At 69.5% G+C, this 24,165-nt stretch carries 25 protein-coding genes and 1 pseudogene; 22 read left to right on the top strand and 4 right to left on the bottom strand.

Annotated elements, in window-relative coordinates; all coding sequences use genetic code 11:
* Positions 1-7: 7 nt before the first annotated feature.
* The 9 genes from MUG95_RS11775 (at position 8) to MUG95_RS11735 (ending at position 9,150) form a co-directional block, all read left to right on the top strand.
* The gene (locus MUG95_RS11775) at positions 8-475 is read left to right on the top strand and encodes a DUF7283 family protein (RefSeq protein WP_247007773.1); all 468 of its coding nucleotides are present in this window, start codon (positions 8-10) and stop codon (positions 473-475) included.
* The gene (locus MUG95_RS11770; protein WP_247007771.1) at positions 453-842 is read left to right on the top strand and encodes a DUF7285 family protein; all 390 of its coding nucleotides are present in this window, start codon (positions 453-455) and stop codon (positions 840-842) included. The genes MUG95_RS11775 and MUG95_RS11770 overlap by 23 nt, the downstream gene beginning before the upstream one ends.
* The gene (locus MUG95_RS11765; protein ID WP_247007769.1) at positions 839-1,726 is read left to right on the top strand and encodes a DUF7284 family protein; all 888 of its coding nucleotides are present in this window, start codon (positions 839-841) and stop codon (positions 1,724-1,726) included. The genes MUG95_RS11770 and MUG95_RS11765 overlap by 4 nt, the downstream gene beginning before the upstream one ends.
* Positions 1,726-4,821, top strand: a complete 3,096-nt coding sequence (locus MUG95_RS11760) for a DUF7286 family protein (RefSeq protein WP_247007766.1) — start codon at positions 1,726-1,728, stop codon at positions 4,819-4,821. Before MUG95_RS11765 ends, MUG95_RS11760 begins: the two co-directional genes overlap by 1 nt.
* A 34-nt stretch (positions 4,822-4,855) precedes the next feature.
* A complete protein-coding gene (locus tag MUG95_RS11755; RefSeq protein WP_247007763.1) occupies positions 4,856-5,281 on the top strand; it encodes a DUF5791 family protein in 426 nt (141 codons plus the stop codon).
* Between the two features lie 2 nt (positions 5,282-5,283).
* Positions 5,284-6,183: an NAD-dependent epimerase/dehydratase family protein gene (locus MUG95_RS11750; RefSeq protein WP_247007761.1), complete on the top strand. Its 900-nt coding sequence runs from the start codon at positions 5,284-5,286 to the stop codon at positions 6,181-6,183.
* A gap of 95 nt (positions 6,184-6,278) precedes the next feature.
* A complete protein-coding gene (locus tag MUG95_RS11745) occupies positions 6,279-7,469 on the top strand; it encodes a DHH family phosphoesterase (RefSeq protein ID WP_247007753.1) in 1,191 nt (396 codons plus the stop codon).
* A gap of 364 nt (positions 7,470-7,833) precedes the next feature.
* Positions 7,834-8,010: a hypothetical protein gene (locus MUG95_RS11740; RefSeq protein WP_247007742.1), complete on the top strand. Its 177-nt coding sequence runs from the start codon at positions 7,834-7,836 to the stop codon at positions 8,008-8,010.
* A gap of 51 nt (positions 8,011-8,061) precedes the next feature.
* The gene (locus MUG95_RS11735; protein WP_247007739.1) at positions 8,062-9,150 is read left to right on the top strand and encodes an aldo/keto reductase; all 1,089 of its coding nucleotides are present in this window, start codon (positions 8,062-8,064) and stop codon (positions 9,148-9,150) included.
* Here the strand turns inward: MUG95_RS11735 and MUG95_RS11730 are convergent, their stop codons facing one another.
* Entirely contained in the window at positions 9,151-9,321 is a 171-nt protein-coding gene (locus tag MUG95_RS11730) for an HVO_0758 family zinc finger protein (protein WP_247007736.1), read from the bottom strand. It lies immediately after the preceding gene.
* 137 nt (positions 9,322-9,458) lie between these two features.
* On the opposite strand from MUG95_RS11730, the gene MUG95_RS11725 reads away from it, so the two are divergent.
* From MUG95_RS11725 to MUG95_RS11695, 7 genes are read left to right on the top strand one after another with little or no spacing between them, the layout of a single operon-like run.
* Positions 9,459-10,598 carry an MFS transporter gene (locus MUG95_RS11725; RefSeq protein ID WP_247010486.1) on the top strand — a complete coding sequence of 380 codons (1,140 nt, stop codon included), beginning with the start codon at positions 9,459-9,461 and terminating at the stop codon, positions 10,596-10,598.
* Positions 10,599-10,640: 42 nt separating this feature from the next.
* Entirely contained in the window at positions 10,641-11,249 is a 609-nt protein-coding gene (locus MUG95_RS11720) for a histidine phosphatase family protein (protein ID WP_247007734.1), read from the top strand.
* 37 nt (positions 11,250-11,286) lie between these two features.
* A complete protein-coding gene (locus MUG95_RS11715) occupies positions 11,287-12,486 on the top strand; it encodes a trehalase family glycosidase (protein WP_247007732.1) in 1,200 nt (399 codons plus the stop codon).
* Complete coding sequence (gene gfo6 / locus MUG95_RS11710) at positions 12,483-13,565, top strand: D-xylose 1-dehydrogenase Gfo6 (protein ID WP_247007730.1); 1,083 nt, start codon at positions 12,483-12,485, stop codon at positions 13,563-13,565. Before MUG95_RS11715 ends, gfo6 begins: the two co-directional genes overlap by 4 nt.
* 52 nt (positions 13,566-13,617) lie before the next feature.
* On the top strand, positions 13,618-14,961 hold the full coding sequence (locus MUG95_RS11705) for a sulfatase (RefSeq protein ID WP_247007728.1): 1,344 nt from the start codon (positions 13,618-13,620) through the stop codon (positions 14,959-14,961).
* Positions 14,962-15,009: 48 nt separating this feature from the next.
* Positions 15,010-15,504 carry a dihydrofolate reductase gene (locus MUG95_RS11700; protein ID WP_247007725.1) on the top strand — a complete coding sequence of 165 codons (495 nt, stop codon included), beginning with the start codon at positions 15,010-15,012 and terminating at the stop codon, positions 15,502-15,504.
* 57 nt (positions 15,505-15,561) lie between these two features.
* The gene (locus MUG95_RS11695) at positions 15,562-17,010 is read left to right on the top strand and encodes an alpha,alpha-trehalose-phosphate synthase (UDP-forming) (protein WP_247007723.1); all 1,449 of its coding nucleotides are present in this window, start codon (positions 15,562-15,564) and stop codon (positions 17,008-17,010) included.
* Positions 17,011-17,047: 37 nt separating this feature from the next.
* Here MUG95_RS11695 and MUG95_RS11690 read toward each other — a convergent pair whose 3' ends face one another.
* Complete coding sequence (locus tag MUG95_RS11690) at positions 17,048-18,196, bottom strand: dihydropteroate synthase (RefSeq protein ID WP_247007721.1); 1,149 nt, start codon at positions 18,194-18,196, stop codon at positions 17,048-17,050.
* 106 nt (positions 18,197-18,302) lie between these two features.
* Between MUG95_RS11690 and MUG95_RS11685 the strand changes: the two genes are divergently transcribed.
* The 3 genes and pseudogenes from MUG95_RS11685 to MUG95_RS11675 all read left to right on the top strand — a co-directional run bounded on the left by MUG95_RS11685 (position 18,303) and on the right by MUG95_RS11675 (position 20,314).
* The gene (locus MUG95_RS11685) at positions 18,303-18,773 is read left to right on the top strand and encodes a DUF7109 family protein (protein WP_247007719.1); all 471 of its coding nucleotides are present in this window, start codon (positions 18,303-18,305) and stop codon (positions 18,771-18,773) included.
* 50 nt (positions 18,774-18,823) lie between these two features.
* Entirely contained in the window at positions 18,824-19,423 is a 600-nt protein-coding gene (locus tag MUG95_RS11680) for an NUDIX hydrolase (protein WP_247007717.1), read from the top strand.
* 111 nt (positions 19,424-19,534) lie between these two features.
* Positions 19,535-20,314, top strand: a pseudogene (locus tag MUG95_RS11675) (DUF7388 family protein).
* A 19-nt stretch (positions 20,315-20,333) separates the two neighbouring features.
* Here MUG95_RS11675 and MUG95_RS11670 read toward each other — a convergent pair.
* Positions 20,334-20,828, bottom strand: coding sequence for an Hsp20/alpha crystallin family protein (locus MUG95_RS11670; RefSeq protein ID WP_247007715.1), 495 nt, complete (start codon positions 20,826-20,828; stop codon positions 20,334-20,336).
* Positions 20,825-20,983, bottom strand: a complete 159-nt coding sequence (locus MUG95_RS11665) for a DUF7559 family protein (protein ID WP_247007714.1) — start codon at positions 20,981-20,983, stop codon at positions 20,825-20,827. The genes MUG95_RS11670 and MUG95_RS11665 overlap by 4 nt, the downstream gene beginning before the upstream one ends.
* A gap of 68 nt (positions 20,984-21,051) precedes the next feature.
* Between MUG95_RS11665 and MUG95_RS11660 the strand changes: the two genes are divergently transcribed.
* The 3 genes from MUG95_RS11660 to MUG95_RS11650 all read left to right on the top strand — a co-directional run bounded on the left by MUG95_RS11660 (position 21,052) and on the right by MUG95_RS11650 (position 24,163).
* A complete protein-coding gene (locus MUG95_RS11660; RefSeq protein ID WP_247007712.1) occupies positions 21,052-21,855 on the top strand; it encodes a DUF429 domain-containing protein in 804 nt (267 codons plus the stop codon).
* Between the two features lie 172 nt (positions 21,856-22,027).
* Complete coding sequence (locus MUG95_RS11655) at positions 22,028-22,399, top strand: truncated hemoglobin (protein WP_247007710.1); 372 nt, start codon at positions 22,028-22,030, stop codon at positions 22,397-22,399.
* Between the two features lie 45 nt (positions 22,400-22,444).
* Positions 22,445-24,163, top strand: a complete 1,719-nt coding sequence (locus MUG95_RS11650) for a radical SAM protein (protein WP_247007708.1) — start codon at positions 22,445-22,447, stop codon at positions 24,161-24,163.
* The last annotated feature ends 2 nt before the right edge of the window (positions 24,164-24,165 follow it).

The following is a 24,165-nucleotide window of genomic DNA, read 5'->3' as shown; positions in this document are numbered from 1 at the left end:
CCCGACCATGTTCGACGCACCGGCCGACGCGTGGTACCTCTGGCTCGGCGTCACGGCGGCGAGCGTCGCCGCCTTCGGCGTCGCCACCGGCCTCCCGGCGACAGCACCCCCGGACGCACAGCGCGTCGCAGACACTATCGACTCGGTGGCGGCGAGCCCACACGAGGCGACCGGCCAGTATCCGCTAGACGCGACGGCGGTCCGCCTCGGGACGGCACGGGTCAGTCTTCGAACCGAGAGCGGAACCACCCACGCGGCGTTCGAGTACGGGCCGGTCACGCCGGTCACTGCCGAGTCACCGCTGTGGGCCGTTCTCCACGGCGCGCCACCCAGCAGAACGTTCGAGACGCCGGCCGATTTCCGTGCGGCGGCGACGGCCGCCCGCACCCGAGACCACCGGTGGGAGTCGGCCGAAACAGTGCTCGTCCGCCACGCCAAGTGGGAGGGGGTCGATGTCGTCCTCGTCGGCGCGTAGGGGGCAGGTCGAACCGCTCGCGGCTATCGTCGCCGTGTTCGCGGTCTGTGCGGGTCTCGGACTGTACGCGGGCGCGCTCGACGGCGCGCTCCCGGAACGGGACGAGGCGAGCGCGCAACCGACACTCCACCGCGTCGAGCGGGCAGTGACCGACGGCGGTGTGGTCGCCCCGCAACGTCTCTCCGCCGCCTCGGACGCCGTCGGAAGTGGCAATCGTCTCAACGCGACGCTCGTGACGGCAGAACAGCGGTGGACGGTCGGACCGACAGCACCGGGTACGGCGCGGAACGCGACAGCACGGGTGAGTGTCCGAACGGTACCGGGGTCGGTTCGTCCCGGGCGGCTGACAGTGAGGGTCTGGCCGTGAGGGCCGTCAGTACCGTCCTCGACACGGGGGTGTTCCTCTTGCTGGTCGGGGCCGCGATGCTGACGCTCGCAGTGCCGGCCGGGCCGCTCCCGTTCGCCGATGCGGACGCCGCCGACCCGACTGCCGACGTGTTGGCGACGAGTACCGCGGACGTACAGTACTCGCTCGCGCCGGGCGCGCGACAGGCCGACGAGGAACTGGTATCGTTCCCGCGGACGGGCGGGCCAGCGTTCGACCGCACGGCACACGGGACGCTCGCGGACCACCTCGGGACGGCGACAGTCGAGACGCTCACCGTCGACGGACGGCGTGTGACCCACACCGGCGACGGGTTCCGGACAGCAGTCGCGAACGCGACACGGACTGCACTCCGGGGCCGTGGCCACCTCGCACAGGTCCGTGCAGTCTGGGAGCCGTACCCCGACGCACCGATGCGCGGCGAGGTTACGGTCGGTCCGTCGCCGCCACCGGCCACCACGGTTCACGCCGCGACGCTCACTGTCGACAGTGGCCTGCCAGCCGCCCGCCAGCAGGCGCGAACGGTCGCAGTCTCCGGGAGTTACGCGTCCGTCGCCGAGGCTGTCGCAGTGCGCGTCGTCGACGGACTCTTTCCCCCCGAGGCAGCCGAGGACGCACTCCTCGGCGATTACCCCGTCGACCGGCTCGTGGCGTATCGGTACCGCCAGATGGGGCGGCTACTCGGGGCGAACGTGACGGCGGCGGTACGGGCAAACGACGTAGAACGTGCGAACGCCGCGCTCACCGACTCGCTGGCGGACCGACTCGCGGCGGACATGCGAACGCAGTTCGAGTCACCCGCGGCCGCGGCCGAGCGAGTCCGGGTTGGAACGGTCAGGGTAACCGTCAGGACGTGGTCGCCGTGATGGGCGACGAGCGTGCCCGTGTCCCGTTCTCGCTCGTCGGGGTCGTCCTCCTGCTCGGGAGCGCGACGTTCGCAGTTTCGGTACAGCCAGCGCGGCCGCCTGCGGAACCGGCCGTCGACGTGGCGATGGAGCGGGGGACCGCCGAGACGACGACGGCACTCCGGGCGAGCGTCCGGCGCGCGAGCGACGCCGCCGCCCGACAACCCGTCCTCGCCCGCGCGAACACGAGTGTCGGTCGCGTCCTGAACGACTCACGACCGTTCCGCGACGCACTCCGGGTTCGAATCTACCTTCGGGCGCGGGACCGACTCCATGACCTTGACGTCGTGGTCGGTGACGTGACCGTGAGTGCATCGCTCCCACCGACACCGAACGCCAGCGCGCTTCGGGCGGCGAAGCGTCGCGTCCATATCGATACCGTCGAGGGAAACCGAACTGCAGTCCACGTCCGGGTCGAGAACGTAACCGTGACTGCACGCCGCGGGAACCGAACGGTCGGGCACCGCGAACGGACGGCGTCGTTCGTCGTCAGGACGCCCGTTGTAGCCCTCCACGAGCGGGTCGAGCGGTTCGAGGCGCGGTTGAACGCCGGGCTTGAGAGGCCCGGGTTCGGGCGGCGGTTCACCGGGTACACGTACGCATTGACGTGGGCACGTGGGTACGCTCAGTACGGCGGCGTCCCAGTCGAGAACGTCGTCGGGAGCGGGCACCTCGGCGTCCTGACCAACGGTGCAGTACTGGGCGAGCAGCGGGCGGTGTTCGGGCGGAGCGACGCTGCTGCCCGCCACGCGTTCGGACGGGCGGCGGTCGGCCTCGCCGTCTCGGAACTGTCGTCGCTGGCGGTTCAGGGGTCGTCGCTCCCTGCGGGCTTTCCGGTGTCGGGTCCCGAGGTGCCGGACCCGAACGCAGACCTGTCCGCACCGACCGGGAACACGTCGCGGCCGTCGGCCGACGACGAGATGGGCGTCACCGTGAGTACGACCGCCGACCGAGCACTCACGAGCGTCGCCGGACCGTCGAACCTGTCGGCAGTTCTCCGGGAGGCGTACACGGCGGAGGCGCGGGCGACGGCACGCATCCGGGCACGGGAAGGGGACGACCCGGACCGCCCCGACCCGCCGACGGGCGACGACTGGACACTCGAACAGTGTGAGACCGAGACGGACGTGACAGACACCGACGACGCCGAGCGGTCGCCGCGCCTGTTCACCCCCGAGAACTGGCACGTCCTGACGGCCGAGACGCTCACCGTCGACGAGGAACGGACCCGAACCTGTGAGTGGACGGACGGCAGTGACACGGAGACGGAGGAGAACACCGAGACGGTCGAGTACGGGGTTGACGTGGGAGTTCTCGGTCGGCACACGCACACCGAGGTTGCACCGGACCGACCGCTCGGTATCGCCCACAACCGGACGGACCGGGGGCCGTACCCGGGGACCGACCCGAACTTCGCGGGCGTCCGAGAGCGTGCCATCGAGACCGTGGTCGCCGACCGCGGCGGTCCCGGCGCGCTGGCGGCCCGCCACGTCGAGGACCGACTCGACACGGGGCCGGTGTCGATTGTCGGGGAGCGACCGAGCGGCCTCGACAGGTGGGTCCGCCGTGACCTCGTCAGCCTCACTGGGACGGTCAGGAACGTCTCGACCAGTGTCGGTCGCGGCCGTGTCGGCACGTTCGAGGCGAACCCAGCGGGGCAACTGGCGACGGCACTCGACAGCCGACAGGCACGCCTCGTGGACGCCCCGGCCCGGTACGCGACCGTCGCACAGCGGGCACGCGTCGCGGCACGGCGTGCCTACGTCGAGGAAGCCATCGACCGTCTCGAATCGCGACGGGACGCCCACCGGGACAGGCGGGCGGCACTCGACGGCGTCCTCGGTAGTCTGGACGCGGGGTCTGTCGACCTCCTCTCGCAGGCACTCGCCCACCGGACGACAGGCGTCCCACAACGACGGCCGACGACGGCCGACGGTGTCACTGTCACCGGCGTCGACGGGTCGCCCGCGTACCTGACCACGAGTGCCGTGCGCGGCGAACGCGTGGAGTCACTCCCGTCTACGACGGAGGTGCACCCGCTCGCGGCCCGAAACGTCAACGTGTTCACGAACCCCTACGGCGACATCACGGACGCGTTGCTGGGCGAGGCCGGCGGCAGCGGGCAGGTGTCGTTCCGGACGGCGGCCCGGGCACTCGCTGCGACCGAGACAGCGGCGGCGTTACCGGCGACGAACGAGACACGGGTGCGGCGACTCGCGGAGGGACGGACGGCGTTACGCGAAGCCGTCACGGCCGAAACCGAACGCGTCGAGGGAGACCTCGCGGCGGTACTGACGGCGAACGGCGTCGGCAGTACCGACGCGGACCGGGCCGAACTGGTCGACACCGCGCTGTTGCGGTGGGAGACGGCGGGCGCGCGAGCAGTGGCACTGACGAACGGGTCGGCCGCGGACGCACTCGCCAGCACCGCAGTCCCCGGCAACGCGACCCGGCAGGCACTCCTCGAAGCGCGACTCCGCACCGCGCTCGAAGACGCTATCGCGGACTCGAAGGCGGCTATCCCACGTGACGCCGTCGACCGGACGACGACACTCGTGCGAGAACGCGTTCGAGAGCGGTTGCGGGCGCGGACAGAGCGAGCCGTCGGACGCGGTGTGAACCGGACGGTGACGCGAATCGGCGACCGACTCTCACGGTCGGTCAACCGCGTGCCCGCCGGACTCCCGGTAGTCCCCCTCGGAACGCCGTGGTGGACGACCGTCAACGTCTGGTACGTCGAGGTCCGGGGCGGCTACGACCGCTTCGCGGTCAGTGCCCGGCGCGGGTCGGCGGGGCAACCGAGTCGGTCGTTGACGTACGTCCGTGACGGCGCGAGCGTCCGTGTCGACTACGACGACGACGGCAGTACCGAGCGTCTCGGCCGTGCGGAGCGTGTCGCCTTCTCGTCCCGGACGGCCGTCGGTATCGCCGTCCCGACGGGACCACAAGGTGTCGGCGACAAGGACGGAAAGTTAGACGAGCGGTCCGCGGGATGGGACGCGTGGGCCGGACTCCCGAACGAGAGTCGGCAGGTGCCGTGGGCCGACGGAGAGTAACAGAGATTTGTACCGTGGTCCCCTACGTGGGTGCATGCTCAGAGACGAGTTCGAGACGCCAGGGGACCGCGACCCCGAGGACTTGCAGGCCAGTTACCAGCAGGAACTGGCCGCGACAGTCGACGCCCAGGGCGTCGAGTCCGTCGCCGACGAGACGGGTGTTGCCGAGGAGACGCTCCAGGCACTGGTCGCGGGCGAATCGCCCGAGATGACGCTCGAAGAGGCCGCGGCCGTCCTCGCCACCGACCCGGACCGGCCGGACGCGGACTTCCTCGTCGCGGACGCCCGCGACATCCTGCTGATGGGGATGAGTCAGGCCGTCCTCGACGTGGAGGCCGTCGCGTCCGGTATCGACGGGGCGATGGAAGCGAAGGAGATACAGCAGAAAGTGGAGGGGCGGTATCCGATGACGCTCCGGGAGTACGCGCTGCTCCACCAGTACATCGAGAGCAAGAAGTGACCATGCGCGTCTGCATCCTCGGTTGTGGGTACGTCGGCCTCGAACTCGGCCGCCAACTCGCCGCCGACCACACCGTCGTGGGCGTCCGTCGCTCCGACGCCGGCCTCGCCGCCGTCGAGGCCGCCGGGTTGGAGGCCGTACAGGCCGACGTGACCGACGCCGACAGTCTCGGCGCCGTCCCGGACGCCGACGCGCTCGTCTTCGCGGCCAGTTCCGGTGGCCGCGGGGCCGAGGCCGCCCGCGAGGTGTACGTCGAGGGCCTCGAAACGGTCGTCGAGACGTTCGGCGACCGGGCAAACTCCCCGGAGCGACTCGTCTACACGTCGAGTACGGGCGTCTACGGTGACCACGGTGGCGACTGGGTGGACGAGGAGACGCCGCTCGATCCGACGACGGACAAGACCGAAGTGCTGGCAGCGGCCGAACGCGTCGCCCGCGAGACGGCCGCGGACTACGGCATCGACGGGACGGTGGCGCGGTTCGCCGGCCTGTACGGCCCGGACCGCTACCGGTTACAGCGGTATCTCGAGGGGCCGGTGACGGAGGGGTACCTGAACATGGTCCACCGGGACGACGCCGCCGGGGCGGTGCGGTTCCTGCTAGAAGAGGACGTGGCCCGCGACGACGTGGTGCTCGTCGTCGACGACGAACCCGTCTCGAAGTGGGCGTTCGCGGACTGGTTGGCGAGCGAGTGTGGCGTCCCGGACCCACCGAAGCAGACGAAAACGGAGCGACTCGACGACCCCGACCTCTCCGAAACCGCACGGCGGCGGATACAGACCAGCAAGCGGTGCTCGAACGACTTCCTTCGGGAACTCGGCTACGAGTTCTCGTTTCCGACGTATCGCGAGGGGTACGCGGCGGCTATCGACGAGTACCGGACCGACGGCTCGACAGCCTGAACCGGACGGGATTCGACAGACTGCGGCGGTGTCGAGCGGATTGAAGGTGTGCTGAGGGGAACATTCTTGTCTGTTGAGGGCGACACAGTGCGAGTATGCCACTTGTAGCCGCAAGTGGCGTCGGTCCCGTGGGTACGGTTGGTGTGGAAACCGCGGTCGACGCAACTGCGGCATTCGCCCTCGAGAACCCTCTGGTCGCGGTGTCGGTCGCCGCCGTGGTGCTGGTCGTGGTAGTCGTCATCGGACTGCTCGTCCGCTGGCTCCGGCGGTCGGCGGGCGAGCGGTTCCATCGGGCACTGGCCGCTCGCGACGAAGTCGCGGTCCTGATGCACCCTAACCCCGACCCCGACGCGATGGCGTGTGCCCTCGCCGTCCAGACGCTCGCCACCGCCGTCGACACGGAGGCGACGATGCAGTACGCCGGACAGATACGCCATCAGGAGAACCGCGCGTTCGAGACTGTGCTCGACCTGAACTTCGACCGCATCACCGACGCGAACGACATCGCGGCCGAGGAAGTCGTCGCCGTCGACCACAACACGCCGCGCGGGTTCCCCGGAGCCGAGACGGTGGAGCCGTTCGCCGTCGTCGACCACCACCCCGGCAACGGGTCCGGCGACGTGTTCACCGACGTTCGTACCGATACTGGCGCGTGTGCCACCATCTTCGCGGAGTACTACGACGCCCTCGGCTGGGAACCGGCCGGCTCCGACGCCGACGACGAGACGACCCTCCCCTCGGACGTAGCGACCGCACTCGTCTACGGCATCCAGTCGGACACCAACAACCTGACCGCTGGCTGTTCGGCGGCGGAGTTCGACGCCGCGGCCTACCTCTACGACGGAGTCGACGAGGACACGCTCGACAGAATCGCCAACCCGGAAGTCGACGCGGAGGTACTGGACGTGAAGGCTCGGGCAATCGTGGACCGGGAAGTCCGCAACGCCTTCGCGTTCAGCAACGTCGGCGAGGTGAACAACGCCGACGCCATCCCACAGGCCGCCGACGAACTCCTCCGGTTGGAGGGCGTCACCGCCGTCGTCGTCGCCGGGGAGAAAGACGGCACGGTCCACCTCTCGGGCCGCTCCCGCGACGACCGGGTCCACATGGGCAAGACCCTCCAGGCCGCCGTCGACGACATCCCCATGGCCGACGCCGGCGGCCACGCCCGCATGGGTGGGGGCCAGATTTCACTCGACCACATGGAAGGGCTCGGCCCATCCACGGGCGTCACGATGCCGGAACTCACCGACCGTCTCTTTTCGGCGATGTCTGGCGATATCTAGCCACTTTTTACAGCCGGGTGTGTCCTCGGCGGCTTCGCCGCCTGCGGGCACCCCCGACTGCAAAAACGTCCCCAGAAATCGGAGATTTCTGGTGGGTGGTTCGAGAGACGCCGGACGGCGTCTCTCGTCATCCCGAAAGGCCTCGCCTTTCGGACGACTGCACGAGAGCTCCGCTCTCGTGAACGTGGGGAAAAACGACCTCCGAGTGCGGCCGGAGGCCGCGACTCGGAGTAAACCGCCTCGCGTCTCCGACACTCGGCGGATGCTGGCGGGACCGCCCCGCAACCGTGCCGCGTGACCGAGAGAGTCTTGTTTATAATTGGCAATCGTATACATTATCTTTCTGTGCCCGCGTAGCGTGCTCATGGTGGTTCCCCTCCAACTGTTCGGTAGCAATCCGCTCGGTGAGCTAGCACTGCTCGTCATCGTCCCCACCCTCGTCGTAGCGTTCGGGGCGTACGTCGGCGTTCTCATGGCACTCCAGACGTTCTTCGGGGCGTCGTCGTGGGCGGAGGTTCAGTCGGAGACCGACGACGAGTGACCACGCGGCGAGACCGGCCCGGTTTTGACGGCGGCGGCCCAAACGGGCCACATGGCCACACGAGAGGCGACGTGGGCGTACCGCGACGACCACCACGAGCGGTTCGCCCGCACGTACTTCCGGGCGTTCGGCAACTGCGTCGTCTCCTCGGTGGGTATCGGGACGTACCTCGGAGACCCCACCGACGAGGCCGACGAGGGGTACCGCGACGCCGTCGGGCGAGCGGTGGCGTCGGGCGTCAACGTCGTCGACACGGCAATCAACTACCGCAACCAGCGGAGCGAGCGCGTCGTCGGGGACGCCCTCGCCGCGGCGGACGTGGACCGGGAGGCCATCCTCGTTGCCACGAAAGGCGGGTTCGTCCCCTTCGACGGCGAGCGACCGGCAGACCCGGGACGGTACGTCCGCGAGGAGTACGTCGAGACGGGGCTGGTGGACCGGGACGAGTTGGTTCACGGCCAGCACTGCATCGCCCCCGACTACATCGACGACCAGTTGGACCGCTCGCTCGACAACCTCGGCCTCGACACGGTGGACCTCTACTACGTCCACAACCCCGAGACACAACTCGAATCGAAATCGCGGGGCGAAGTGTACGACCAGCTAGAGGCGACGTTCACGCGGTTGGAGAAGCGGGCGGCCGCCGGGGACATTCGACACTACGGCGTGGCGACGTGGGAAGCGTTCAGGGTACCCTCCGACCACGACGCTTACCTGTCGCTCCCGGAAATCGTCGCGCGGGCACGAGCGGCGTCCGACGCGGCGGGGACGGCGGCCACGCACCTGCGGGCGATTCAACTCCCGTTCAACGTGTTCATGGCCGACGCGTTCACTGTGACGGCACACGACGGGGCAGAGGGACCACAGAGCGCGCTGTGGTTCGCCAACGACGCGGGGCTGGACGTGTTCACGAGCGCGTCACTCATGCAGGGGCAGTTGACCGAGGAGATGCCCGGCGACGTCGAGGCGCGACTCGACGGGGACACGCGGGCACAGCGGGCTCTCAACTTCGCCCGGAGCGCGCCGGGCGTGACGAGTTCGCTCGTCGGCATGGGGTCGCCGGAGCACGTGGCCGAGAACGTGGACGCCGGGACGTTCGAACCGCTCGGTGCCGGAGCGTTCGACGCCGTCTTCGAGTAGTCAGCCGACTTTCTTCCACTCGCTGCCACAGCCGGGGCAGAACCTGACGGTGCCGAGTTCGTCCGGGTCGTTCTTGGTTCCGAGTTCCTCACCGCAGTCCGCACAGGTGAGGCGCTCGTAGGTGTCCTTCTCGATATCCCCGGCGCGGAGCCCCTTCCGTACGGAATCCATGTACGACGGTACACGACAGGAGCTTAAAAAGCCCGCGCCACGGTATGACACACGCACGACGGCTTCGGAAGGTTTGACGGCGGCGGCGGCGAAGGGCGAGCGTGGCCCGACGCGCCGTGTTCGTGTCGCTGTGTTCGATGGTCTTCCTGATGAACCTCGGGCGGGTCGTGTTCGCGCCCCTGCTGGAACCGCTCCGGGACGCCCTCACCGTCAGCACCGCGACGCTGGGTCTGTTGGCGACGCTCGCGTGGCTCGGGAGTGCCCTCTCCAGAGTGCCGACCGGCTACCTCCTGACGCGCGTCTCGCGCCAGCGGGCCGTCTTCGGTACCGGGACGCTCCTGACCGGTGCGGCCGTCCTCACCGCCGTCGCACCGTCCGTGCCGGTGTTGCTGGTCGGTGCGTTCGCCCTCGGACTGGCGAGTGGCGCGTACTTCGTCGCGGCCAACCCGCTCATCAGCGAACTGTTTCCGGAGGGGGTCGGGCAGGCACTCGGCATCCACGGGATGGCCTCGCAGGTGGCCGCCGCGGGCGCGCCGCTCGTCGTCAGTGCCGTCCTCGTCGTCGGCGACTGGCGGACGGCGTTTCAGGCCATCGCCGTCGTCGCCGCCCTCGCTACAGTCGCGTTCACGCTCGTCGCGCGCCGGATGGAGTTCCCCAGCGCGGGGACCGCCGACAACGACTTCCTCGGAGCCGCACGCGAGCAGTACCGCATCGTCCTCGCCGGCGTCGCCATCCTCGGGTTCGCCGGGTTCGTCTGGAACGGCCTGTTCAACTTCTACGTGACCTACCTCACAGCCACCAAGTCTATCGGTGAGCCGATGGCCCGGAACCTCCTGACGGTGGTGTTCGCGGCGGGCGTGCCCGCGTTCGGCGTCTCCGGTCGTCTCGCCGACCGTCTCCCACTCGTCCCGTACTTGCTCGTCGTCCTCGTCGGCTTCGCTGGGGCTGTCCTGCTGTTGACGGCGACGACGGGCCTGCTCGCGCTCGTGGCGGTGAGCGTCGCCCTCGGGTACGTGGTCCACAGCCTCTTCCCGGCCGTCGACACGCTCCTGCTCGGGTCGCTCCCGGACCGCCACCGCGCGAGTGCCTACGCCGTCTACAGCGGGAGCATGATGGCCGTGCAGGCGATGGGGAGCGTCGTCGTCGGGACGCTCACCGACGCCGGGTTCGGCTTCGACCCGGTGTTGCGGACGCTCGTCGCCGCACTGCTCGTCGTCGTGACTGCCATCGCAGTGACGTACGCGCTCGGACGGTTCCCGACGGGGGCACGCGGCTGAGACTCCGGGCGGCTTATTTCGGTCGGCGCGTCAGGGACGATTGTGACGACGGTGCTCCTCACGCGCCACGGCGAGACGCGCTGGAACGAGCAGGGACGCGTGCAGGGCTGGGCACCCGTCGAACTGACTGCCACCGGACGGGCACAGGCCCGTGCCGCCGCCAACACGCTCGCGGACCGTGACGTGACGGAACTGGTCACGTCCGACCTCAGGCGGGCGCGGGAGACGGCCGACGTGCTTGCCGACACGCTCGACGTACCCGTCCGCGAGTCCGACGCGTGGCGCGAGCGGCACTGGGGCGCGCTCCAAGGGCTTCCCTCCGAGAGCCTGCTGGACCGGTTCCCGTGGCTCGACCTCTGCGTGAGCGACGACGCGGCCACCGTCCGCCCTGACGGCGGCGAGAGTTGGCGTGACGTGCAGGAACGCGTCCTCGACGCCTTCGAGTCGCTCGCCGGAACCGGCGGCACCGTCGCCGTCGTGACGCACTTCGCGCCGATTCTGCTGGTCCTCGGCGCGGTCAGGGACGAGGACATCGAGACGGCACTCGTCGGGAACGACGTCGCCACGGGGTCGGTGACGGAACTCCGGTGGGCCGACGGGACGTGGCGGGTCGTCGAGGAGGACCGGCGACCGGGCCGCGGGGAACGGTAGGTTTAGACCGGTTCTGCCCGTAGCCGTTCCCGATTCGATGGCCACGGACGCCGACCGCCCCGAACCACGCGAGTACGCGGCCGACTACCTCGAAGAGTGTACCATCAGCCGGACCGAGGACGAGGGGACGCTCGTCGGCCTCCCGGAACCGTACGTCACGCCCAACCGGGAGTTCTTCGAGGAGATGTACTACTGGGACTCCTACTTCTCGATGCTCGGCCTCCGCGAACTGGGCCGAATCGGCGTGGCCGAGGGCATCGTCGAGAACTGCATCTCCCTCCTCGACCGCTTCGGGTTCGTGCCCAACGGCAACCGGACGTACCTGACGAGTCGGTCACAACCCCCCTTCCTCGCGCCCATGGTCACGCTGGTTCACGCCGAAACCGGCGACGACGCGTGGCTCGCCCGCGCCGTCGCGGCCGTCGAGCGCGAGTACACCGACTACTGGACGACGCCACCACACGCCGTCGACGGGACGGGACTGAGCCGCTACTACGACCAGTCGGGCGACCACGAACACGCCGAAGACGAGTCTGGCTGGGACCTCACGCCGCGGTTCCAGCGGCGGGGCAACGACTACCTCCCGGTCGACCTGAACAGCTACCTCTACGGGTACGAGCGACACCTCGCGGCCGCACACGACGCCCTCGGTGACCCAGATGCCGCCGCGACGTGGCGCGAGGCCGCCGAGACCCGCCGCGAGCGGGTCGTCGAGACCCACTGGGACGACGACGCCGGACTCTTCTTCGACTACGACTTCGAGCGCGGTCAGCACTCGCCGGTCGAGAGCCTCGCGGCGTACGTCCCGCTGTGGACCGGACTGGCGAGCGACGACCAGGCGGCGCGGTTGGTCGAGAACCTGCCCCGGTTCGAGCAGCCCGGCGGCCTCGTCACCTGTCGGACCGACTACGGAATGCCGGACCGACAGTGGAACTACCCGAACGGGTGGGCACCGCTCCAGTGGCAAGTCGTCACCGGCCTCCGCCGATACGGCTACGACGACGCCGCCGACCGGGTTCGGCAGGCGTGGCTCGCCCTCTGTGAGGACGTGTTCGCCGAGACGGGCGTGTTCTGGGAGAACTACGACGTGGTCGATGCGGGCGTCGGGACGAGCGACCGCCGGTACGAGACACAGCAGGGGTTCGGGTGGACCTGCGCGGTGTATCTTGCCTTCCGCGCGGGGGCCGACGAACGGGACGTGTCCCCCTACCGGCCGAACACGGGGGTCGAGACGTGACACTCGAACAGTTCGCGGACGACCCGACCGCACGCGAGTGGACGGCGACGACCGACGGAGTCCTCCGCGTCGCCGTCGTCGGGTTGGGGTGGTGGAGCCGCGAGTTCGCCCTGCCCGCGCTCGCGGCCGCCGAGGGCTGTGACCCGACCGTCGCCGTCTCCGGGACCGCCGAGAAGCGTGCGACGGCCGCCGAAGCGTGGGACCTCGACGCGACGCTCACCTACCGCGAGTACGCCGACGGCACCGCAGTCGATTCCTACGACGCGGTGTACGTCTGCACGCCGAACACGACCCACCGCGACCACGTCGAGACGGCCGCCGCCCACGGGAAGGCAGTCTGCTGTGAGAAGCCGATGGCAACCGACCCCGAGGACGCCGCCGCGATGGTCGCCGCCTGCGCGGACGCCGGCGTCCCCCTGTTCGTCGCCTACCGCCTGCAGACCGACCCAGCGATGCGACGCCTCCGTGACTGTCTGCGGGATGGCGTCGTCGGACGACCACTGCAGGTCCACGGCCACATGAGCCAGCCACTGCTGGAGATGGGTGACGGGGGCGGCGGGTGGCGACTCGACCCGAGTCTCGTCGGCCCCGGCGTCTCGGTGACGGACCTCGGCATCTACCCGCTGAACACCGCCCGGTTCCTCCTGGGTGAGGACCCCCGCCGAGCGAGCGCGACGATGCGAGCGTCGAGCGAGGGCTTCGAGGCCGTGCCCGACGAACACGCGACGTTCACCCTCACGTTCCCGTCCGGGGCCACCGCGCAGTGTTCGGTCTCGCAGAACGCCCACCTGTCCGGTCACTTGCAGGTGGTCGGCACCGACGGGAGCCTGACGCTCGACGGTGCGTTCTTCGGGAACGAGACCCACCGGCTCCGAATCCGGGCGGATGGCGAGACGGCCACGGCGACGTGGACGCCGCCCGACCAGATGCGCGAGGTGTTCGCCGTCTTCGCCCAGCGCGTGCTCGCCGACGAGCCTATCGGCCCGGACGGGGACCACGCACTGGTCGACGTGGCGGCGACGGCGGCGATATACGAGGCCGCAGAGCAGGGGCGAACGGTCACGGTCCGGCCGCCGTGAGCCACCGACAGAACCCGAATCGGTAAGCCCGCGTAGCCCAATCGACGCGTAGATGACTCGCTCGAACGTCCTGCTGGTGGTCGCCGACAGTCTCAGGGCGCGGAGTACCTCGCTGCTGGGCTACCGCAGGGAGACCACGCCCTTCCTCGAGGAGTTCGCCGAGGAGGCGACCGTCTACACGCAGGCCCGTGCACCGAGCAACTGGACCGTCCCGAGTCACGTCAGTATGTTCACGGGCCAGGAGGTGCCCGCACACCGGTTCGGGATGTCCGACGAACTCGACCCCGGCCACACCGTCTTCGAGGAACTGGCCGACGCGGGCTACGACACCGGCCTGTTCACGGACAACCCCTTCCTCGTGGGCCACGAGTGTAATCTGGAAGTCGGGTTCGAGACAACCGAGAGCACGCCCGACGCCTTCGCCGAGGAGTACGAGACGAACGGCTCGCTGGGCGAGTGGCCAAACGGCTTCTACTACGCCGACCGACTGCTCGACTGGACCGACGGCCGCGAGGAGTGGGCCGCCTGCATCAACCTGATGGACACCCACCGGCCCTACGAACCGCTCGCCGAGTACGACGAGTGGAGCGACGACGCGGTGCGGGCGATACAGGAAGAGATGGGGTTCAAGTGGCACTGGGAGTTCTACAACGGCGACCTCTCGCTGGGCTTTGCGGACCTGCTCGCCAGCATCTACGACGGCGGAGTCCGACAGGTCGACGCCATCGCCGAGCAGGTAATCGAGGGGTTGGCCGCGCAGGGCCAGTTAGACGACACGCTGGTCGTCGTCACCGGCGACCACGGCGAGGCCTTCGGCGAACCGTCCGCACTCGATTCGGAACCGCCGGGCGTCGCCCACCGCATCGGGACCCACGAGTCGATGTACCACGTCCCCCTACTCGTCCGCGCACCGGGCCAGCGACGGGGCCGACGGGTCGACGGCCTCGCCCACCTCACGGCGTTCCCGGACGCGGTTCGGACGCACGCCCTCGGTGAGGGTGCAGTGGACGGGGCGGCGTTCGTCGCGGACGACGGGCAGGTGGTCGCCGCCCAGTACCCCATCGACGAGGGGATGCAGGAAGCCGCGGAGCGGTTCTGCGGTGACGCCGCACCGTTCGCGAAGACCGCCGAACTCGTCTACGAGGACCGGCCCGGCGACGAGGTGCGCAAGCGGGCACGCTGGGGCGAAGACGCGTACGAGACGCTGGTGCGGGGCCGGGCAGAGTTGACCGACCGCGGCCGCATCGACGCCGCCGAAATCGCGGCTGTCGTGGACGAGTTCGAGCGCGTCGAAGTCGGCACGGAACTGGACGACTACACGCGCTTTTCCGACCAGTACGAGACGGACGTGGCCGAGGGCGTCGGCGACCGGCTCGACGCGCTCGGCTACCGCTGACCGGACCGAAAAGTCAGCGTTTTGCACCGTCGGCACGTTCAACGTACGATGGAGTTGCGACTCATCGCCGCCATGTCGGAGAACCGCATCATCGGGGAAGGGCGGTCGGTCCCGTGGCACCACCCCGAGGACGTGCGCCACTACAAATCGACGGTGGCGGGCCACCCAGTCGTCGTGGGCCGCCGCACCTTCGAGAGCATGGACAAACTGGACGTGCCGCTGCACGTCGTCTTGACGACCGACGGGAGCCGAACGACTGCGGACCCCGAGGTGACCTACGTCACCTCGCCCGGGGTCGCCATCGACGCCGCGGCGGCGACGGGCAACGGAACGGCGTACGTCATCGGCGGCGGCGAAGTGTACCGCCTCTTTCTCCCCCACGCGCACGGTGCCGTCCTCACGCACATCCACGAGACACACGAGGGGAGCGTCACGTTCCCCGAACTCGGCCCGGCGTGGGTAGAGCGCGAGCGTGACCCACGGGGTGCCTTCGACATCGTGACCTACGAGAACACGGCCCGCGAACCGGTCGCCGCCGACTGAATCCGGGCCGACACCGGAGGGCAACAGGTTCAACTGGCGGACTCCCGTGATGGCGGTATGGTCGCGTCCACGGACGGCGACGGGACGGACGGCCTCGTCGTCGTCTCGAACCGGGAGCCGTACGCCCACCGCTACGCCGCCGACGGCATCGAGTGTGACCGGCCGACCGGCGGCCTCGTCTCGGCACTCGACGCCGTCGTCGGTGACCTCGGCGGGACGTGGGTCGCGTGGGGGAGCGGCGACGCCGACTTCGACCCGAGCGTCGTCGACGGCGACGACACCGTCGCGCTCCCGCCCGGCGACCCACGGTACACGCTCCGCCGCGTCAGACTCACCCGGCGGCAGGTGGACGAGTACTACTACGGGTACAGCAATCAAGTCCTCTGGCCGCTCTGTCACCTCGACACGAACTACGTCGCCGTCGAACCGGGGTTCTGGTCGGCCTACGAGGACGCGAACGCCGCCTTCGCCGACGCCGTCGCCGACACGACGGGGCCGGTCTGGCTCCAGGACTACCACCTGACGCTGGTCCCGCGCGCGCTCCGCGAGCGTGGCGTCGACCGCACGCTGGTCCACTTCTGGCACATCCCGTGGCCGCCCGCCGAGGTGTTCGCCATCTGCCCGCACGCCGAGCAGGTCCTCGACGGCCTGCTCGCCGCCGACGCCGTGGGCTTTCACACCGACGGCTACCGCGAGAACTTCCTCGATTCGGTCGAACGGTCGGTCCCCGGAGCGACCGTCGACAGGGCCGCCGGCACCGTGGCGTACGGGGAGCGAGAGACCCGGACTTACGTCGCGCCGGTCGGCGTCGACACGGACGAACTGTCGAGCGTGGCCGGCGAGGAGGGGAGCGGGGACTACTGGCGACGGTTGGCCCGCACTCACGGCATCGACGACGACACCGCCGTCGCCGTCGGCGTGGACCGCCTCGACTACACGAAGGGCATCCTCGAACGCCTCGACGCGCTCGAACGGCTCTGGGAGACGACGCCACGGCTCCGTGACTCCCTCGTGTACGTCCAGAAGGCCTCCCGGAGCAGGGAGGGCATCGACTCCTACCGGACGTACCACGGGCGGGTTCGTGACCGCGTGTACGAACTCAACCAGCGGTTCGGCACCGACGACTGGACGCCCGTCGTCTACCTCGACGGCGACCTGTCGCGCCGTGACCTCCTCGGCCTCTACCGGAACGCCGACCTCTGCGTCGTCAGCCCCCGTCGCGACGGCATGAACCTCGTCGCCAAGGAGTACGTCGCGGCCTCCGCGGGCGTCGGCGGGACGCTCGTGTTGAGCGAGTTCGCAGGCGCGGCCGAATCGCTCGGGGCGGCGGTGACGGTCAACCCCTTCGACACCGCGGCGTTCGCCGACCGGTTGACCGCGGCCGTCGAGATGGCCGACGACGAACGGAGCGAGCGGTTCGAGCGACTGCTCGCGGCGGTGCGCGAGACGGGCATCGAGGCGTGGCTGACGGCGAACCTGCGACAGTTGCAGGACGAGGGACGGTAGCGAGAGGGCGTCCGCCGACCGACCGACAGTTCGCAGGTCAGTCCAGTTGCCGGGCGACAGCCTGCCGGACGTTCCCCGCGACTTCGGCGGCGTCGCCCGGGCCGTCCGAGAGCGCGTCGAGACCGTCGTGGAACGCCGCGACGGTCCCCGCGAGCAGGTGGCCGTCCGCGCCCTGTGTGAACAGCACGTCCCGGCCCTCGGCCCAATCCGCGAGGTACCCCTCCGCGTCGCCGTCGAGGCGTTCGACTTGGAAGAACAACGGCGAGACGCTGGCGGCCGCGTCGCCATCGTCGCCCCGGAGGTGGAGGTGCCGTTCGATTTCGCGGCGGGACACGTCGGTCAGTTCGGCGACGCGGGGGGAGTCTGCGACCGTCCGTTCGTCCCCGAGGAAGTGAGCGATCTTCACGACATCGTGCGTCTCGGGCACGTCGTGGGTACGGACGATGTGGGCACCGCGTTCGACTTCCATCGTCGCGGCGGCGAGGCTGACGTGCAACTGGTCGTCGGTGTCGGGTCGGTCGGCGATGTCCCCGAGGAAGTCCTCGCGGTTGGTGGCCGTGACCATCGGGCGACCGAACGCACGGAACTCCCGCATCCGGCGGAACCGCTCCCAGTTGTCCTCGTAGGTGATTTTCGGGTGCCACTGCCCGAACGCGGGGTCGATAATCGTCTCGCCGGTAAACCCGTCGCGCTGGAGGGCCTCGAACACCTCGTCGACGGTCCGCAGGTGGCCTGGTTTCTTGATGTCGGGCGGACTCGCCATCTTCACGACGGGCGCCTCGTGGTCGGCACAGACCTCCTTCATCTTCGGGTCCGCGAAGCCACAGACGTCGTTTATCAGGTCGAATCCGCCCTCGATGCCCGCCTCCGCGACCTCCGCGTAGCGCGTCTCCAGCGAGAACGCGGCGTCGGTGTCGGCGGCGTCGACGACGGCGAGTGCCTTGGCCAGTCGGTCCTTCTCGACCTCCGGCGGGAGCCACTCGTTTTTCGGGTTCGCCGACTGGAGACCGATGTCGATGATGTCCGCGCCCGCCTCGGCCATCTCCTCGGCGAACGTCGCGGCCTCCGGGGTGTCGCCGCGAACGCTCGGCGTGTAGTTCGACTCCACGCTCATGTTCAACACGCCCATCACCCGCGGCGGGTGTCCATCGCCGACCGTGAAGTCCCCGACTTCGACCGTGTGCATGCCTTTTGGTAGGGCGGATTCGACTAAAGGCCTTGGAAACCGGCCACGCCGGGCGGGACGTGCCGGGCAGCGGAACGCTGAAATCCCGGCCGTCCGAGCGGCCGGTATGGAGCTATCGCGGAGCGACCTCGCAGGGGTGGTGGACCTGTTCGACGCACTCACGCGCGCCGAACTCGGGGACGCGCTCGTCGAACTCGCGTTCAAGGACGGCGCGGAGCGCGACCCGGCCGACTTCGACGCCGCCATCGAGGACGCACTCGACGCCTACCACCTCGTCGAGTACGAGGACGGGCACGCCGACGACCCGCTGTTGGTCCCCGGGCCAGTCGCGTTCCCGACACTCCCGGACGGTGCGACGGACCTCCCCCACATTCTGGACGTGCCCGAACGGACGGTCGACCGTGACGCCGCGGGGCGGGCCGCCGCCGAGCGGTTCCGGGCCGACGCCGCACGGGCCGTCAACGAGGGGAACACCGACCGGGCAGCGGAACTGCTGGACGTGAGTTACGAGTTAGAGGCGTGGGCACCCGTAGCCCTCGCGGACGCCCGCGAGCGACTCGACGACGAGTTGGCGTAGGCCGAGTCGAACCCCGGGCAAATTAAGAGCGCGGGGAACGACGTGAGCGTATGGACTTGGAGCGGGTCGCCGAGTTTCGGGCGACGGCCGTCACCGACGAGGAGCGTGAGGCGGCCGTCCTCGCGCCGGTCGTCACCCGCGACGGGAACCCCCACCTCCTGTTCACCAAGCGCGCGGACCACCTCGGCGAACACCCCGGGCAGATGAGTTTCCCCGGCGGCGGCCGCGAGCCGAGTGACACCGACCTCGAAGCCACGGCACTCCGGGAGGCCAGAGAGGAAATCGGGCTGGACCCCGCCGAGGCGGACATCGTCGGCCGCACCGACGACATCCGCACCATCACCCGCTACTCCGTCAGGCCGTTCGTCGGGACGATTCCCGACCACGAGTACACCCCGGACGAGCGCGAAGTCGCCGAAATCGCCGTCCTCGCGGTGGCGGACCTCACCGACCTCGACAACTACGAGTCGGAGCGGCGCGACCACCCACACTACGGCGAGACGCGCCTGCACTTCTTCCACGTCGACGGCTACACCGTCTGGGGCGCGACCGCTCGCATCCTCGTGCAACTGCTCGAACTCACGACGGACTGGGAGATGCCGCCGGAGGTCGACCGGGAAGTCGACCCCGACGCCGACCTCCCGAGGTAGGGGCGGCGCGCGCTCGCGGCGGGGCCACACACGGACCGTGCCAAGCGAGGTGACCCGGCTGTTCGACCGGAAGCGACACCGTTTTGCCCGGAATCGCCCATCTAGGCACGAATGCAGACACAGGGCGTACTCGCGGCGACGGGCATCGACGCGGTGGCACTGAAGCCACGCGAGGTCGACCTCTCGCGAGCGACGGCCCTCGACACCGACGCGTTCGTCGTGGACTAGGAGGGTCGGGAGTCGCTCCCCGACGCGGAGACGCTCGCCACGCTCGCCGCCGACCGGCCGACCCGTGTGAACGTCCCGGTTCGCGCCGACGGATTCGACCCGCTGGGCGACGACTCCCTGTGGGGGGACGTTCCCGACGAGGCGGGGGTCGTGCTGGTCGCGGGCAACCCGGCGTATCTCTCCGAAACCGAACGCGAGCGCGCCGTCGCGCCACGACTCGGCGCGGCCCGGGAGCGGGCCCCGGACGCGTGGGTCGGGACGGAAAGCGTCGAACGCGTCGCCATCGCCGCCGGCGGGCCGCAGTTCGAGTTGCTCTCCCGGACGACAGAGCGCGACTTCCGCGCCCTCAGAGCCGCGGGGTTCGCGGAAACGCTCGCCGTCTACGCCCCGACAGTGCTGACCGACGACGAGGACACGGTTCTCGACGACGTGGGCGACTACGCGGCACGGCGCGGTCCCGTCCGGTCCGCACTCCCAGAGGGTGCGGCGACCGACGCGACCGCGACGGGACGGGCACGCGAGGTGCTCTCGGCGGCCGTGCGAGACTACGCACTCGTCGAAAACGTCGAAGCAGTCCGGGAGCGCGTCGACTCTCTCCGTGCGGCGGGGGCCGACCGCATCGTCGGGTACCCGGCCCGGGGACTGGACGCGGTTCTCGACTGAGGGGGGAGAACGCGGCGGGTCAGTTCTCGTCGGCCGTGTCGGCCGTCTCGTCGTCGTCCGTCGTCTCCGCCTCGGAGTCGCCGGCGTCGGTCGTCTCGATTCGGTTCCCGTCCTCTTCGGTGACGGTCATCTCCGTGGGACCGCCGTTTTTCGGGACGCGGACTTCCAGCGACCCGTTCTCGCGGAGCGTCGCAGTCGCCGCGTTGGGGTCGACGTCGGCGTCGTCGGGGAGGGTGATTTCGCCGTCGAGCGAGAGGCCGCGGCCGGGGAGGCGGACCTCGTAGCCCTCGCGGAACTCGCGGAAGCGGTCGATACGCACCGCGACGGTGTCGTCGTCGAATCGGACCTGCACGTCGCTGCTGGTGGCACCGGGCGCGTCGAAGACGGCGAGGTAGGCGTCGTCGGATTCGAGCAGGTCGACCGGGAGCGGACGACGCTCCTGCACCCGACTGGACGCGCGCCCGACGGCTTCCAGAACCGTGTTTCCGAGAGAGCGGCCCAGTTCGCGTATCATAGCTCGATTTCTTCGAGGGAGTCCGACTCGCCACAGTACGGACAACTGAAGTCGGCTACCGTCACGCTGTCGGGCATATCGTACGTGTAGTGCATCTCGAACATGTCGAGTTCGCAGTCCCCGCTGGTACACGTGACTTCCACGGTCTTTGGCATATCCGACCGTACGGTCGGCGCGCCTATCAATGCCCCGGCTTTTTGCACGTCTCGCCCAACCGATACCCATGCGCTCGCTCACCGGTATCGACTTCTCCGGCGCGCGACAGGCCGGGCACGGCATCTGGCTCGCGGACGCAACTGTCGCGGACGGGCAGATAACCGTCGAGGACTGTCGCTCGGCCGCCGACCGCTTCGGCGTCGCCGAGCGGGCACCCTGTCTGGGCCGCCTGACCGAGTTCCTCCGCGAGGCCGAAACCGTCGGGTTGGACTTCCCTTTCGGCGTCCCCGCGACGGTCCACGACCGGGAGACGTGGGCGGCGAGTCTGGAGTGGGTCGCCACGGCTGCCGCCGACGCCGACAGTTTCCAGCAGGTGTGTCGAGAGCGGGCCAAATCGGCCACCGACGGGGCACGGGCGGACCTCAAGCGCGAGACCGACGGTCCCGTGGGCGCGCTCTCCCCGTACGGGAGCCACGTCTGGAAACAGACGTTCTACGGCATCCGCGACGTACTCGCCCCCCTCGCGGGAACGGACGGCGTCGCAGTCCGGCCGATGCAGGACGGCGCGTCGGATGCGACCGACCTCTGTGAGGTGTACCCCGCCGCCACGCTCGCCGCCCTCGACCTGCCCGCCGCGGAGTACAAGGACGACAGCGCGACCGCGCGGGACCGCCGCCGGACCATCGTGGACGGACTGACCGCCGAGACGCCGCTTTCGTTCACCGACGAAGTGCGCGGGATTCTCCTCGACGACGCCGGCGGCGACGCCCTCGACGCCGTCGTGGCCGCGCTCGGCACGTATCGGGCGCGGCAAGCCGACTTCGAACCGGACCGGCCGTGGGACGAGCGCGAGGGCCACATCTACGTGTAGCACCGTCACCCCTCGACGGCGGCGGACGAAGTGGTACCACGAGACACGGGCGGGCGTCAGCGGCCGTCCGACGGCGGGCGTCAAAGGGCTGGCGTCGGTCGCGCCACCGTCCGATTCTCAGGGTCTGGGTCCGCGGGAAGTGGTTTTTGTCGTCGCGGCCGACGGGTCGAGTATGAGCGAGGACACGCTGTACGACCGTCTCGGCGGTCGTGAGGGAATCCGCGCAGTCGTGGACGACTTCTACGACCGGTTGGTGGCCGACGACGACCTCGGCCCCTTCTTCGCGGACGCCGACGTGGACAGCCTCCGCCGGACACAGACCGACTTCCTCTGTGAGGCCGCCGGTGGGCCGGAGACGTACGACGCCGCGCCGGTTCGGGCGGCACACCTCGACGTGCCTTTCGAACCCGCGGACATCCAGCGGGCGGTCGAACACCTCTACGAGAGTCTCGACGCCTTCGACGTACCCGAAGACGACGCCGACGCCGTGGTCGGAGCCATCGCCGCCTACGAGGACGACTTGCTGGCCGACCCGGACGAGTAGGTCCGTGTAGTCACCGTTTTACTCCTCGGGCGACAACCCGGTTCTATGCAAGACCCGGGTACGCTCTCCGTGACCATCGTTGACGGCTACGTCGACGAACCGGCCCACTTCGGCGTCCCGCCCTACATCTCGACGTACCCGCGGTACACCGCCGGTGCCCTCGTCGACGCGGGCGTCCCTCGCGAGCAGATTACGTATCACACCATCGACGCGCTCCGAGAGGACGGGGCACGCTGGCGCGACGTCGAGGACGCCGACCTCGTGGTGTACGTCGGCGGGATGACCGTCCCCGGGAAGTACGTCGGCGGGACGCCCGCCGAACCGGACGAGGTGCGCCGCATCGCGTGGACTGCCGAGGGCGTCTCGGTCATCGGCGGTCCCGTCCGCTTCGGCGTGGGCGAGGCGAACGAGGGCGCGAGCGAGACGGCGCGCGACGACTTGGACTTCGACTTCCTCGCCATGGCCGACGTGGAGGCGGCGGCCTACGACCTCGCACACGGCGGCCTCGAAGGGTTCGAGGACCGCTACCGCGACGTCGAGGAGATTACCCGGTGGGCACGGAAGGGTGCGTTCGTCGTCGAACAGCATCCGAATCATCCCGACTACCTCATCGCCGAACTGGAGACGGGCCGCGGGTGCCCCTACCGGTGTTCGTTCTGTACGGAGCCGATGTACGGCGACGCGACCTTCCGCCCGCCCGAGACAGTCGTCTCGGAAGTCGACGCGCTCTCGGCGGCGGGCGTCGAGAACTTCCGACTCGGGCGGCAGGCCGACATCCTCGCCTACGGGGGCGACGGCGAGAAGCCCAACCCAGACGCCCTCCGGGAGCTATACGGCGGCATCCGCGAGGTGGCACCCGAGTTGGGCACGCTCCACCTCGACAACATGAACCCGATTACCGTGGTGAAGTGGCCGGAGTTGGCCCGCGAGGGCATCCGCGTCATCGCGGAACACAACACGCCCGGCGACACCGCGGCGTTCGGATTGGAGTCGGCAGACCCGCTCGTCCAAGAGGAGAACAATCTCAACGTCTCCGCCGAGGAGTGCTTCCGGGCGGTGAAAATCGTCAACGAGGAAGCGGGCTTCAGACCGGGCGGCGACCCCGAGACGGCCCCGAACTTCGGCGACGGTGCGGCCCGTCGACTCCCGAAACTCCTGCCGGGCATCAACCTCGTCCACGGCCTGAAGGGCGAACGCGCCGAGACGTTCGAGCACAACAGGGCATTCCTCCAGCGGGTGTACGACGAGGGGCTGTTGCTCCGCCGCGTGAACATCAGACAGGTTATGGCCTTCGAGGGCACCGACATGGCCGACGTGGGTGCGGACATCGCCGAGGACCACAAACGCCAGTTCAAGCAGTACAAGCAGGAAGTCCGCGAGGAGATAGACAACCCGATGCTCGAGCGGGTCGCCCCACCCGGAACGGTTCTCCCGGACGTCCACCTCGAATACCACGACGGCGCGTACACGTTCGGGCGGCAACTCGGCACGTACCCCCTGCTGGTCGGGATTCCGGGCGAACACGAACTCGGCCGGACGCTGGACGTGGCCATCACCGACCACGGCCAGCGGTCGGTGTCGGGCGTCCCCTACCCCCTCGACGTGAACGCGGCGTCGATGGACGAACTCACCGAGATTCCCGGCGTCGGGAGACAGACCGCCGGCAACATCGTCGTGGACCGCCCCTACGAGTCTGTCGGTGAAGTCACGGACGTGGACCTCACGGCGTTCGCGACGGTCCGCCACTCGGGGGACGCGGACTGACC

Origin of the sequence: Halorientalis litorea, from assembly GCF_023028225.1 — an archaeon.
Taxonomy (GTDB): domain Archaea; phylum Halobacteriota; class Halobacteria; order Halobacteriales; family Haloarculaceae; genus Halorientalis; species Halorientalis litorea.
Note: the sequence above shows the minus strand (reverse complement) of the source record. Positions and strands in the feature narration are given on the sequence as shown.